A 13,464-nucleotide genomic window follows, 5' to 3' on the forward strand; every position below is an offset into this window, starting at 1 on the left:
ATCAAACAGGTGCTAACAATTATTATGATACTAGTATTTAGCAGAAAGTCAAGTCGAGTGCTAAATTTTGCCCAATAAAATCATTAGGCTAGTGGTGATGAGCAAAATATGCCTTGATTTCCGCCTCATCTTTGGCCATCTGGGCTCGTAATTCTGCCAAATTAGCAAACTTAATTTCGCCTCTCGTGTACTTGTACCATTTAATTACCATTTCTTGGTCGTATGCTTCTTCATCAAATCCAAATAAATTAGATTCGATAAAAATTTGCCGCCCTTCCTGAATGGTCACATTGTAGCCTACACTAGTCATCGAGTCGTACCACTTGCCCTTAAGCTTGGTCTTGGTGGCATAAACCCCAACCTTCGGCACAACCTTGTGCTCAGTCCATACCAAGTTTGCCGTCGGATAGCCCAGTTTATGACCATTACGCAGACCATGGCCAACGATTCCGGTCATTACATAGGGCGTTCCCAGCAATTCGGTCGCCAGTGCCATTTCACCAGCCTTTATCGCATCCTTAATTTCGGTCGACCCAATCTTTTGACCGTCATATGACTGCTGGGGAACTTCGATAATATCAAAGCGCCCCTTAGCAAAATTGGGAAAGTTTTTCATGTTGGCGACAGCTCGGGGCCCGTAAGTATAATCAAACCCAGCCACTACGGTATCCGCCTGCAGCTTAACCACAATCTGGTCGACGAACTCTTGAGCGGTCAGCTTGCTTAAACGATCATTGAAATGCATCACCAGCAAATAGTCCACCCCAAGCTTGCGCATTTTATATGCTTTTTCATTCAAACTATCGATGTAGGTTACCTCTGCCTTTTGATATACCTCTTTGGGATGTCGGTTAAAAGTCATCACGACCAGTGGATGTCCCTTCTGCTTGGCCTGCTCTTGCGCAATCTTAATCAATTGTTGATGACCGCGGTGAACTCCGTCAAAAAAGCCCAGTACCAGCACAATTGGCCCCGGGATAAGATTTTCTTTAAGCGGATAAGTTAAATGAATAATTTGCACGATAAGACCTTCATTTCACCTAATTATTTTGTAAAAGCATTAATTCAGGACGGTAGTTATAATCATCTTTTTGATAAATTGCCTTAACCCTACCATTGTACCGTAAGGCCACCTTTTTTGCATTCGTTTTTAATGTAATGGCCGCCCCATTATTGACTTTAAGCCACTGACTGGCACTAAGTTCAACCTGCTGGTAATCCTTAAAAAAAAGGTCAAGAGGTTGCAGAAAGTCTGGGACCTGTGCTGGACTGCCAGCTATTAGGTCAAGTTTAACGGCCTGACTGAGGTCAAAGCCTGAGCTAACCGTACGGCGCAAACTTTTCATCACTGCCGGAACGCCCAGTACCGTTCCCAAATCATTGACCAGTGAGCGCACATAGGTACCCTTACTGCAGGCAATTTTAAAGTTAAAAGTAACTTGGCCGCGCTGCTCATCAAAGGTCGGCGCGCCAACTAAGTCATACGCTGAAACCGTTACTTGTCTACGGGTCCGCTCCACCTCAATGCCAGCCCGCGCATATTCATACAGGTGCTTGCCCTTAACCCGAACTGCAGAATAAATTGGCGGCACTTGTTCAATCGTACCCACAAATTTTTGCATGGCTTTTTTAAGTTCATCAGCGGACACTGCACTGGTTATCTTTTTTTCGTTTAAGACTGTTCCACTGACGTCATACGAGTCGGTCGCAAAGCCTAAGATGCCAGTTCCTTCATATTCTTTGCCTTTAGTATGCATTAACTCAATCAACTTGGTGGCCTGGCCCACTGCAATTGGCAAAACACCGGTGACATCAGGGTCTAAGGTCCCTGCATGGCCAATCTTTTTGGTATGCAATATTTTCCGTAACTGGTAGACCACATCACTGCTGGTCATGCCCTTATCTTTGTCAATTACTAAAATTCCATTCATTATTTTACCTTGCCCATTAAAAAAGCGCTCAACAGCGCTTTGCTTAATTGTTACGATCCGCATCCTGTTTCTTTAGTTCAGCAATCAGATGATCAATTTTGCTACCATACTTGACTGAGTTGTCCCGTTTAAAAATTAGTTCAGGAACCTTATAAACGGTCAAGCTTTGTCCAAGCAAGTGCCGCATCATTCCTTTTGCTTTTTCTAAACCAGCAGCAGCTTCTTCTTCTTTTTGCCTATCTTCAGACAAAATACTGTAATAGATGGTGGCATACGACAGGTCATTAGTACATTCCACCGCCGTAATGGTAACATCATTGACACGTGGATCACGGATATTTTTCCGCAAAATTTTAGTTAATTCACGGAGGATTTCTCCTTCAACACGACCAATTCTATGCTTCATGTTTTCCTCCCAGGATAATTACTTAGGCTTAACTTCCTGCTGTTCAACAGCTTCAAGTTCGTCACCGACCTTGATGTCATTGTACCCTTCAATCGTCAAGCCACAGTCGAAACCTTGCTTGACTACCTTGACGTCATCCTTAAACCGCTTAAGTGAAGCCACCTGACCAGTATAGACAACCACACCATCGCGAATGAGGTTGACTTCTGAATCACGTGAGACGTAGCCATTATCAACAAAAGCACCAGCAATTGTGCCAACTTTAGAAACTTTCCAAGTTTCACGCACCGTCAGGTTACCAACGACCTTATCTTCATAGGTTGGCTCAAGCATTCCTTGCATAGCTGCCTTCACGTCGTCAATTGCCTTATAAATGATGCTGTATAAGCGAACGTCGACCCCATCGGCTTCAGCTTGAGACCGGGCGGTGGCAGTTGGACGCACGTTAAAGCCAATGATAAAGGCATTTGAAGCAGCAGCCAGCGTAACGTCCGATTCATTAACCGCTCCGACCCCAGCGTGAATGATGTTCACCCGGACACCTTCAACTTCAATCTTTTCAAGTGATTGTTGCAAAGCCTCAGCTGATCCTTGAACATCGGCCTTTAAGACTACGCCTACTTCCTTCATGTTTTCCTTCTTCATCGTGTCAAACAGGTTGTCTAACGTCACGTGCTGCACGTTTTCACGTGCATGTTGTAAAGCTGCTTGAGCCCGTTGTTCACCGACACTGCGCGCGGTCTTTTCATCATCAAAGACTACAATCTTATCAGCAGATTCTGGAACATCATTTAGTCCGGTGATTTCAACCGGCATCGATGGGGTGGCCTTCTCAACTTGACGACCACGATCATTCGTCATCACCCGTACGCGCCCGAAGCGGTTACCAACAACGATTGGATCACCGGTATGAAGCGTACCTTGTTGCACGAGCAAGTCCGCAACGGGACCACGTCCCCGCGACAGGTGGGCCTCAATTACCGTACCAATGGCCTTTTGAGTAGGATCAGCTTTAAGTTCCATCACATCTGCCTGCAGTAAAATCATCTGCAATAATTCGTCAACATTTTCACCTGTTTTAGCAGAGATGTTAACGAAAATGGTCTCGCCACCGTAATTTTCCGGAATCAAGTTGTATTTCATTAATTGTTCTGTGACGTGGGCAGGATTGGCACCAGGCGCATCCATCTTATTAATTGCTACAATAATTGGCACCTTAGCACTTTTGGCATGGTCGATTGCCTCAATAGTTTGCGGCATGACCCCGTCGTCGGCGGCAACAACCAAGATAACAATATCAGTAACTTCAGCACCCCGTTCACGCATGTTAGAGAAGGCAGCATGACCTGGTGTATCCAGGAAGGTAATTGGCTTATCATCAATCCTTACTTGGTAGGCACCAATCTTTTGGGTAATTCCACCTGCTTCATGCGCAGAAACGTGAGTATGGCGTAAGCGGTCAAGTAAGGTTGTCTTACCATGGTCGACGTGACCCATGATGGTCACAACTGGTGGACGTTTAACCTGATGTTTGGACTGCTTTGACTCATCCATGAGCTTATCATACATGCTATCAATATCAGAAATATCTTCATGAACTTTTTCTTGTGCGTCAATTCCGTATTCAGCAGCAACGAGCTCAATCGCGTCCTTGTCAAGCGACTGGTTTTGATTGGTCATTACGCCCAACATAAACAGCTTCTTCACAATTTCGGCTGGTTCCCGGTGCAAAAGCTTACCTAAGTCCTGGGCATTCATCCCAACTTCATAAACTAATGCATCTGGCAGAGGACGTTCTTTTCTCTGAGTTGGTTGCTTTTTAGGAATCGGATCAAACTGCCGCTTCTTATTCTTATTCTTGCGCTTATCTTGATGCTTGGCATAGTTATTATTGCCACCGAAGTTCTGATTGCTTCCTTTCCGGCCTGGCTTGCCAAAATTACGCGTATTATGACCATTACCGCGGCGCTTGTCTTCCTTGACAGGCTCAGGTCCGCCATTAGTCTTAGCCATTTCAGCCTTTGAAACAGGAGCGACTTCTGGACTCGACTTCATTCTAGCTGGTGATGGCTTAATGATTTTAGGACCAGAGACGGTCGCTGGTCTTGTTTCGGTCTTAGCTACCTGCTTGACGGTATGCTGGCTTGGTTTGGTCTGTTCACTGGATTTTGGCGTTTGCTTGTCCTCATTATCTAACTTACGTGTTTCTGCGGCCGGTTGGGTCATCGTGCTTTGGTCAACACGTTGCTTTTGTTTTAACTGTTTGAGCAAGTCTTGGGCGGCCGGCTTAGGACTTTTTGGTACTTGCTTTGAAGTGGTTTCTTGACGGGCCTGGTCTTGTCTAGACCGCGACCGATTTGACCGCCTATTTCTGTTATGACCGTTGTCCCGCTCTTTTTTGCTGTCATCCTGATTTTTCTCATTTTTTCGAATTGAGGTTACAGAGATCTTGATTTTACCGCCTTTTTTTTCGGTTTTTGCCGGTTTTTTTACAGGAGTGGGGTTATTAAAAGTACCCTTCAATTGACTCACTTGCGAATCTTCTAGTGATGACATATGGTTCTTAACATCGAATCCAAGCTCTTTTGCCTTATTGACCACAACTTTATTTTCGATGCCTAGTTCTTTTGCAATTTCATAAATTCTTTTTTTAGCCATCCAATCACACTCCTTCATTAATCTTTTGTACTAATGCTTTGAAGAAACCGGTATCGGTCAGTCCTACTACCTTACGCTGCTTGCCCACGGCATGCGAGATTTCACTGCTAGTAAAGTTAGAAATGATTTCTATATCATTCTGTTTAGCGAGCCTAGTAACCTTTTCGCTGGTATCTGCATGACTGTCATTAGCCAAAATAACTACTTTTACTTTTTTTGCTTTTAAGCCTAGCAAGACTAGCTCTAGTCCTGAAACCAGCTTCCCTGCTCGTTCTGCTAGCCCTAGCAAATTTAATGCCTTTTGTCTATTTTGCAAATTTACTGATCACCAAACAATTCTTTCCTAGCCTTTTGATGGTCAACATAGGAATATAGTTCTTCATAAAATGATTCTGGCACAGTTGCACCCAGACTGCGCTCAAGTACGCCCTTCTTCTGAGCCCGCTTAATCTCTTCTGGATTAAGCGAAACATAGGCACCACGGCCCGGCTGCTTACCAGTGGGATCGACGGCGACCTTTTTTTCCTTGTCGATTACAATACGAACTAATTCCTTCTTGGGTTGCATGGTATTAGTAAGTAAATCTTTTCGCATTGGAATTTTCCTTTTTTTCAAAAAGAACTCACCCCTTGCCTATTCTTCGTCAGTATTGCTACTTTCAACCTCTGCCAGATCAGCTTCTTCGTCCTGCACATGGTCTTCAGCAGCAGTCAAATCAACTACTTCATCAGGTGTCTCTGCTACCAGCTCTGTGCCTTGAGTCTCACCAAGCGCTGCTTCGTTTTCTTCGTTGACTTCCTCAACGTCTTCATCAACAAATTCAACTTCAGATTCGGGTCTAATATCAATCTTGTAACCCGTCAGCCGAGCTGCTAAGCGCACATTTTGGCCCTTCTTGCCGATTGCTAAAGACAGCTGGTAATCCGGAACGATCACCAAGGCACTCTTCTCATCTTCTTCATCGCCAAACTGCACAGCGATAACTTCCGCTGGATTAAGAGCATTAGCGATAAAATCAGATGGATCTTCTTCATATTTAACAACGTCAATATTTTCGCCGTCAAGTTCGTTGACCACATTTTGAACCCGTGCACCCCGTTGGCCAACACAAGTGCCGACCGGATCAATACTAGGATCGTTAGACTTAACCGCAATCTTAGTTCGGTCACCAGCTTCGCGAGCAATCGAAACAATTTCCACCGTCCCATCAAAAATTTCTGGAACTTCTTGTTCAAAGAGCCGCTTGACCATATCCGGTGCAGTTCTGGAAACCGTAATTTGTGCACCCTTAGAATCAGATCCCACATGGGTTACCAACACGCGAATTTGATCTTGGGGATGATAATTTTCATTGGGCAGCTGATCATTACGAGGCATCACCGCTTCGACATCACCAATTTTAACATAAACGAAGCGATTATCGTGCCTTTCAACCGTACCAGTGATTAATTCATCCTCATATTGTGAGTATTCATCAATAATATGGTTTCTTTCCGCTTCCCGCAAGTGTTGCATAATAACCTGCTTGGCGGTTTGTGCAGCAATCCGCCCAAAATTTTTGGGAGCAACTTCAAAGCGGATTTTATCACCAAGTTCATAAGCCTTGTTGATAGTTAAGGCATCCTTCAGACTGATCTCAAGCCGGTCGTCATGAACTTCTTCAACCACAACTTTCTCGCTCATCAGCTTAAAGTCACCTTTGCGCTCGTCAAACTCGACTACCACATTGGTGGCCTGGTTATAGTTTTTCTTATAAGCTGCAATTAAAGCTGCCTTAATTGCTTCAACGATAACGTCCTGTTTAATTCCCTTAGTTTTTTCTAAAGTCGTGAACGCCTCTAGCATTTCTTTAGACATAAGTTTTAATCGGCCTTTCTAAAATTCAACTGCAAAACGAATGCTTGCAACTAACTTACGCGGAATGGATAACTTTTTCCTGCTTGTTTTGATCTTTATTTCCAACTCAATTTGATCGTCATCATATGAGTTAAGTGTCCCCTCATACTCCTTTTCACCATCAAGTTTTTGGTAAAGACCAACGTGAACGTAGTTATCCAGCGCCTTTTCCCAATCTTTAGCGGTTTTAAGCGGCCGCTCAATACCCGGTGAAGACAATTCCAAAACGTAAGGATCTGGAAAGGGATCGGGGCTGATTGCATCTAGCTTAGTCGAAATTAGTTCGCTTAAGCCTGCAATTTCATCCATGTCAATTCCATTTTCCCGATCAACATATATTCTTAAATAATTTTGACCCTTTTCTTTTACGTATTCTGCATCAACCAGATCATCATTACGCGCGGTAACAATGGAACTAATTTCAGCGAGAACAGAATCTGCAACTTTCGCCAAGTACTTTCCTCCGTAATAAAAAGAGTGAGCATAAGCTGCTCACTCCGAATTATTTATTCGAACTTCTTTAAGAAGTATATCACATTTATTCTTAATCTGCAAAATTTTAAAAGAGGGAGAGTTGATTTTGGTCAGGCATCCCTGCCAACACACCATTATCCTCTAGGTATTCCATAATTGTCTGTGAAACTTTACCCCTTTGGGCCAGATCTTCTTTAGACAAAAACTTCTGCTCAGCTCGCGCCGCTACTATTTGCTTAGCAGCATTATTACCAAGTCCTGGCACCGCGTTAAAGGGAGCTAAAATCGTGTGCTGATCAATAATCTTAAAGTTCAACGCTTCCGACTGCTCAATATCGACCATCTTAATTTTGATGCCCCGTTCCAAACACTCATTAGCAATTTCTAAGACTGTCAATAAACTCTTATCCTTGGCCGCGGCATCATTGCCCTGCTTTTGAATATCGGCCATCGCCTTTTTCACGGTATTCTTGCCGTGACTCATGGCTACCAGGTCAAAAAGACTGGCACGCACGGAAAAGTAGGCGGTGTAATAGATCTCCGGATAGTAGACCTTAAACCAGGCGATCCGTAATGCCATTAAGATATAGGCTGTGGCATGGGCTTTGGGGAACATGTACTTAATCTTAAGACAGGATTCAATATACCAGCTAGGAATTTTGTCGTTTTGCTGTAAAACTTTCATGTCCTCTTCGCTAATGCCGCGGCCATGCCTTACGGATTCCATCGTCGAGAACGCTACTTCCGGTTTCACCTCCCAGTGAATCAAGTCCATCATGATATTGTCCCGACAACCAATTACTTCTTTCAGCACACAGGTCTTATTATTGATCAATTCCTCAGCATTGCCCAACCAGACATCGGTTCCGTGCGAGAGCCCAGAAATCTGTAGCAGCTCTGAAAAGGTCGTTGGCTTGGTCTCTTCCAACATGCCCCGCACAAACCTAGTTCCAAATTCAGGAACACCCAGTGTGCCCGTTTTAGAATCGATCTGTTCTGGCGTTACCCCCAAAATTTTAGGGCTAGAAAACAGTGACATCACGCCTGGATCATCCGGTGGAATGGTCAGCGGGTCAACACCAGAAAGGTCCTGTAGCATCCTGATCATCGTCGGATCATCATGCCCCAGAATATCGAACTTAAGAATATTGTCGTGAATCGAATGAAAATCAAAGTGCGTCGTCTTCCAAGCCGCATCGACGTCATCCGCCGGATACTGCACCGGAGTGAAGTCATAGATATCCATATCATCGGGTACAACCACAATTCCGGCAGGGTGCTGGCCGGTTGTCCGTTTAACTCCAGTTACACCAGTAGCCAACCGATCAAGTTCGGCGCGCCGCAGGTTCAGTTCTTTTTCATCATCATAATGCTTAACGTAGCCATAAGCCGTCTTGTCCGCAACCGTGGCAATTGTGCCTGCCCGGTATGAATTCCCCGGACCAAACATTACTCGGATGAAGTTATGGGCAACTGGTTGATAGTCACCCGAAAAGTTCAAATCGATATCGGGCACCTTATCCCCGTGAAAGCCTAAGAAGGTCGCAAACGGAATATCCTGTCCATCTTTAACCAAATTACTACCGCATTCAGGGCATTTTTGATCAGGTAAATCATACCCGGAACCATATTCACCGTTTTCAAAAAACTGCGAATATTTACAAGTAGGACAGCGGTAGTGCGGCGCCAGCGGGTTAACTTCGGTAATGCCCGACATTGTGGCCACCAGACTTGAACCAACTGACCCCCTGGAACCAACTAGGTAGCCATCCTTGTTGGACTTGGCAACCAAACGCTGCGAAATTAGGTAAATAACGGCATACCCATTCGAAATAATCGAGTTGAGTTCCATTTCAAGCCGATCCTGAACATTTTTTGGCAACTCAGCCCCATATAGTTCATGCGCCTTGTCATAGGTCAAGCGCTTCATTTCCTCATCTGCATTTTCAATATGCGGCGGGTACAGCCCGTCTTTAATCGGAGCAATCTCTGCGGTTGAGGCCGCGAGCTGGTTAGGATTAGTAATCACAATCTCCTTTGCCGCCGCTGCTCCTAAGAAGTCAAACGCAGCTAACATCTCCTGTGTAGTGTAAAAATGCATATCAGGCTGCTTTTTGTTGCGGTTGGGGTTACTTCTTTGCGCAGAAACCAAGATTGTCCGGTAAATTGCATCGTGCTCTTCTACATAGTGCGCATCTCCGGTAGCCACAACTGGCTTACCCAATTCCTTACCTAGTTTGTAGATATTAGTCAAAATTTCTTCCAATTCCGCCTCATCCGCAATTAGGTGGTCCGCAATTAATTCAGCATAGTTAGCCGGCGGCTGAACTTCCAAGTAATCATAAAATTTCGCCTTTTTTCGAGCTTCATCATAGCCCTTTTGCATCATTGCAATAAAGACCTCACCCTCAGAACAAGCCGATCCATATAGCAGTCCCTCGTGATTCTTGACTAAGTCAGACTTAGGTGTTCGCGGAATACGGTAAAAGTACTCCGTATTAGCCAGTGATACCAGTCTGTACATATTTTTAAGACCAGCTTGTGTTTGGGCTAAGATAGTCATGTGCTGGGGGCGGGCGCGCTTAAAGACCTGCCCGCGAGTTGCATAGTCATTCATCTTGCCGAGGTCATCTTCACCGAATTTTTCTTTAAAAGCATCTAACAGCTTAAACATCAAATAACCAGTAGCCTCGGCATCCTGATTGGCCCGGTGATGGTGCTCTAAAACCACATTGTACTTCTTGGCCAATGAGTCCAAAGTATGCCGCGTCTGTTCTGGGTGCAAAAGACGTGATACTTCTAGTGTATCAACCACTGGCTGGATAACTTCTGCTAGACCAGAGCGGCGCAAGGCAGCGTTAATGAAGCCAAGATCGAATTGCACATTGTGGCCGCACAGCGGCCGCTCACCATAAAAGGCTTGAAACTGCTTGATGACAACTTCCTCGTCAGCTGCAGCACTGACCATTTCATCAGTAATTGAAGTCAAGTTAATGGTTTGTTCACTTAGCGGATGGTGTGGATTGATGAATTCATCGAAGCGTTCAATGACCTCACCATTTTTCATTTTAACCGCTCCAATTTCGATAATTGTATCGTAGACTGAGGAAAGACCGGTCGTTTCAACGTCAAAAATCACAAATTCTTGATCTTCATAGGTCAGTGGTGCCGGATTAAGGACTAACAAGGCATGATCATCAATCATATTGGCCTCAAGGCCATAAATAATCTTCACCTGGTTCTTTTTGCCTGCATTGTAAGCCTCAGGAAAGGCCTGAACGTCAGCATGATCAGTGATGGCAATTGCTTGTTGCCCAAATTTTTTGGCTGCCTGAACATAGTCAGTTGCCGTATTGGTGGCATCTAACTGGCTCATATTGGTGTGCAAGTGCAATTCGACTCGTTTGGTGGTGCCAGTATATTGTTCTTGCCGACCCAGGTGTTCAACTACTTCAAAGGCGGAAATATTGAACACAACGTCATGGTCCCACTGATCCTCAGCTGCGCTTCCCTGCATTTTAGCCCAAACGCCTGGCTTTAAGTCACTGATGCTCTTCATCTGTTCTTTGTCCGAGACAAACTTTTTAAAGCCAATTGAATCTGAGTAATCGGTAATCTCACCCGTAAAAATGATTGAACCATTTTTTAGTTCACGCGTGCTGACGTTGAAAATATTTCCCTCAATAACTACGTTACGCGAACCGTCAGTTACCTCCTTAATCTGGGTAACAGGTGACTTTTCATCCAGCTTACGGTTGCCATAGCGGATTTTTTGGGTGGGGTATGACGGCGATTTCACCTTTTCTTTGGGAGGTGCCGCATTATAGGCCTCCTGCATAATCTGCTCGTGCTCTTCTTGCAGTTGTTGCAGACTGGCTAGGTTACTTTGCGAATTAGCTTCGTCAATTTCCGTGACAAATTTCAAGTTGAAAAAGCCGTAATTACGCATTTCTTCGGCCAACTGATCAAGCATTTTTTGCTCTAGCAGCCCATCTACAACCAGGTTATCAACCGGAATGATCCAGCGTCCCTGGTCTTTTTTGGGTTGATGGTTGGAGATGAATTCGCGGGCTACCTGCTGTAAATATTGCGAATGCTGCACGGCATAGTTCCAATATTCACATAAATATTCGTCCGCACCATCTTGAGATCGAACAAACAAGCGCGTTTCTACAAAAGCCGAAAAGTTAGCACTAATCGCCTTGTTCAAAGCATCATAAGTGGCGAATTTCAACGGTGTAGTAAAAAGAACATGAATATCCCACCTATGTTCTTTAGCGTACACATCCACGTTCTCAATTTCACCTTGTTGCAGCAAGTCGTTATCCTCAAACTGATCAGGAAAGTTAATTTGTTGCAAAAGTTGTAAGAAAAGTTCGTTTTTATTAGTCACGAAAATTATCCTAACTCTTTATTAATCAAAGCAGCTAATTCACTGGTTGTTACTTCAACCGCCCGCTCATCGGTTGGGCGTTTAACTTCCACAACACCTTCAGCGACTTTTTTACCGATAGTAATCCGAATCGGCGCACCAACCAGGTCAGCGTCCGCAAACTTAACGCCAGCCCGCTCATTACGGTCATCATACAAGACGTCATAGCGGGCCCCGTATTTTTGTTCCAAAGCTTGGGCTAGTTCAGTCTGCTTATCATCCTTCATCTTCATCTGCACAATGTGAATAGCAAAGGGAGCAATTTCTTTTGGCCAAGCTATTCCAAACTTAGTGAGGTGCTGCTCCATCACCGCCGATAGTAACCGGGTAACACCAATTCCGTATGAACCCATGATCACCGGTTGGGCCTTGCCATTCCGATCGAGGAAGTCAGCCCCCATTGTTTTGGTGTAATAAGTACCCAGTTTAAAAATGTGTCCAACCTCAATTGAAGTGGTAAATTGCAGCGGCAAATGATCAACGGGATCTGGTTCACCCTCATTGGCCACCCGGATATCGCCATAGTGGTCTACCTGAAAATCACGGTTGAGGTTAGCATTCTTGTACTGGTAACCATCCTTGCCAGCCCCCACAACTACATTAGTCAGGTCCTTGACAGTGTCATCCGCAATAATTTGGTCAGCCCAATCTGCTTTAACTGGACCTACACTACCTTTATGAACTCCGGTAATTGCCTCTAGCTCAGCATCTGTTGCTGTTCGCAAAGCATCGGCGTCGAGCAAGTGAGTGAGTTTAACTTCATTAATCTGCTTGTCGCCGCGAATTAAAACTAACACGTGTTCTGCTTCATTCACAATATACAAGACACTCTTAACTATTCTAGTCTCCGGTACCTGTAAAAAGTCTGCCAATTCGGCAATCGTTTCTTGTTCCGGACTGGCTACCTCACTAAGTTCGGCTGCCGCTTCTTGGTCTGGCGTGAAGGTATCAAGGCTGACTGCCATTTCTAAGTTAGCTGAATACGTGCCGGTTTCATTAGTGGCAATGGTATCTTCACCGATTGCTGCTGGAGCTTGGAATTCGGTTGAATTCTTACCGCCCATTGTTCCCGAGTCAGCAATTACCGGCACCACTTTGACTCCGCAACGCTGAAAAATAGCCTCAAACGCCTGCTTTTCACCATCAAATTGCTGATCTAATTGTGCTGTCGTGGCGGCAAAGCTATAGGCATCAAGCATAATGAATTCACGGGTACGCAAAAGTCCAAAACGCGGTCGATTCTCATCACGAAACTTATTTTGAATTTGGTAAAGCGCAATCGGCATTTGTTTATAGCTTTTAAGACCTTTAGCCACAATTTCGGTAAAAGTCTCTTCGTGAGTTGGCCCTAGCATGCTTTGGCGGTCGTGCCGGTCTTTCAGCTTGAACATTTCGGGGCCATACTTCTGCCACCTACCTGATTCTTCCCAAAGCGTAGCGGGTAACAATTCCGGCATAATCATCTCTGGCACATTGATCTTAGCCATTTCTTCACGCATAATCTGTTGAACCTTGCCCAGTACCCGGAAGCCCAACGGTAAGTATGCGTACACACCAGCAGTCACCTGGCGGACATAGCCTCCCCGCAGCATTAACTTATGGCTTGCAGCGACTGCATCCGATGGTGCTTCCTTCAAAGTTGGCATAAATAAAAAAGATTGACGCAT

10 protein-coding genes are annotated in these 13,464 nt (G+C 44.8%); all 10 read right to left on the reverse strand.

The window, feature by feature from the left end; translation table 11 throughout:
- Positions 1-88: 88 nt before the first annotated feature.
- The 10 genes from ribF to ACSYSN_RS04670 all read right to left on the reverse strand — a co-directional run bounded on the left by ribF (position 89) and on the right by ACSYSN_RS04670 (position 13,464).
- Positions 89-1,021 carry a riboflavin biosynthesis protein RibF gene (ribF, locus tag ACSYSN_RS04625; RefSeq protein ID WP_491711767.1) on the reverse strand — a complete coding sequence of 311 codons (933 nt, stop codon included), beginning with the start codon at positions 1,019-1,021 and terminating at the stop codon, positions 89-91.
- A gap of 19 nt (positions 1,022-1,040) precedes the next feature.
- On the reverse strand, positions 1,041-1,934 hold the full coding sequence (truB, locus tag ACSYSN_RS04630; RefSeq protein ID WP_491712904.1) for a tRNA pseudouridine(55) synthase TruB: 894 nt from the start codon (positions 1,932-1,934) through the stop codon (positions 1,041-1,043).
- Positions 1,935-1,974: 40 nt separating this feature from the next.
- Complete coding sequence (locus ACSYSN_RS04635) at positions 1,975-2,337, reverse strand: ribosome-binding factor A (protein ID WP_317636878.1); 363 nt, start codon at positions 2,335-2,337, stop codon at positions 1,975-1,977.
- An 18-nt stretch (positions 2,338-2,355) separates the two neighbouring features.
- Complete coding sequence (infB, locus tag ACSYSN_RS04640) at positions 2,356-4,995, reverse strand: translation initiation factor IF-2 (protein WP_491711768.1); 2,640 nt, start codon at positions 4,993-4,995, stop codon at positions 2,356-2,358.
- Between the two features lie 4 nt (positions 4,996-4,999).
- Positions 5,000-5,311 carry a L7Ae/L30e/S12e/Gadd45 family ribosomal protein gene (locus tag ACSYSN_RS04645; protein WP_317636880.1) on the reverse strand — a complete coding sequence of 104 codons (312 nt, stop codon included), beginning with the start codon at positions 5,309-5,311 and terminating at the stop codon, positions 5,000-5,002.
- Between the two features lie 2 nt (positions 5,312-5,313).
- Positions 5,314-5,610 carry an RNase P modulator RnpM gene (gene rnpM, locus ACSYSN_RS04650; protein ID WP_491711769.1) on the reverse strand — a complete coding sequence of 99 codons (297 nt, stop codon included), beginning with the start codon at positions 5,608-5,610 and terminating at the stop codon, positions 5,314-5,316.
- A gap of 18 nt (positions 5,611-5,628) precedes the next feature.
- A complete protein-coding gene (gene nusA / locus ACSYSN_RS04655; RefSeq protein ID WP_491711770.1) occupies positions 5,629-6,852 on the reverse strand; it encodes a transcription termination factor NusA in 1,224 nt (407 codons plus the stop codon).
- An 18-nt stretch (positions 6,853-6,870) separates the two neighbouring features.
- The gene (rimP, locus tag ACSYSN_RS04660; RefSeq protein ID WP_491711771.1) at positions 6,871-7,344 is read right to left on the reverse strand and encodes a ribosome maturation factor RimP; all 474 of its coding nucleotides are present in this window, start codon (positions 7,342-7,344) and stop codon (positions 6,871-6,873) included.
- Positions 7,345-7,450: 106 nt separating this feature from the next.
- The gene (locus ACSYSN_RS04665) at positions 7,451-11,758 is read right to left on the reverse strand and encodes a PolC-type DNA polymerase III (RefSeq protein ID WP_491711772.1); all 4,308 of its coding nucleotides are present in this window, start codon (positions 11,756-11,758) and stop codon (positions 7,451-7,453) included.
- Between the two features lie 5 nt (positions 11,759-11,763).
- Positions 11,764-13,464, reverse strand: a complete 1,701-nt coding sequence (locus tag ACSYSN_RS04670) for a proline--tRNA ligase (RefSeq protein ID WP_491711773.1) — start codon at positions 13,462-13,464, stop codon at positions 11,764-11,766.

The organism is Lactobacillus sp. ESL1191, assembly GCF_058504435.1.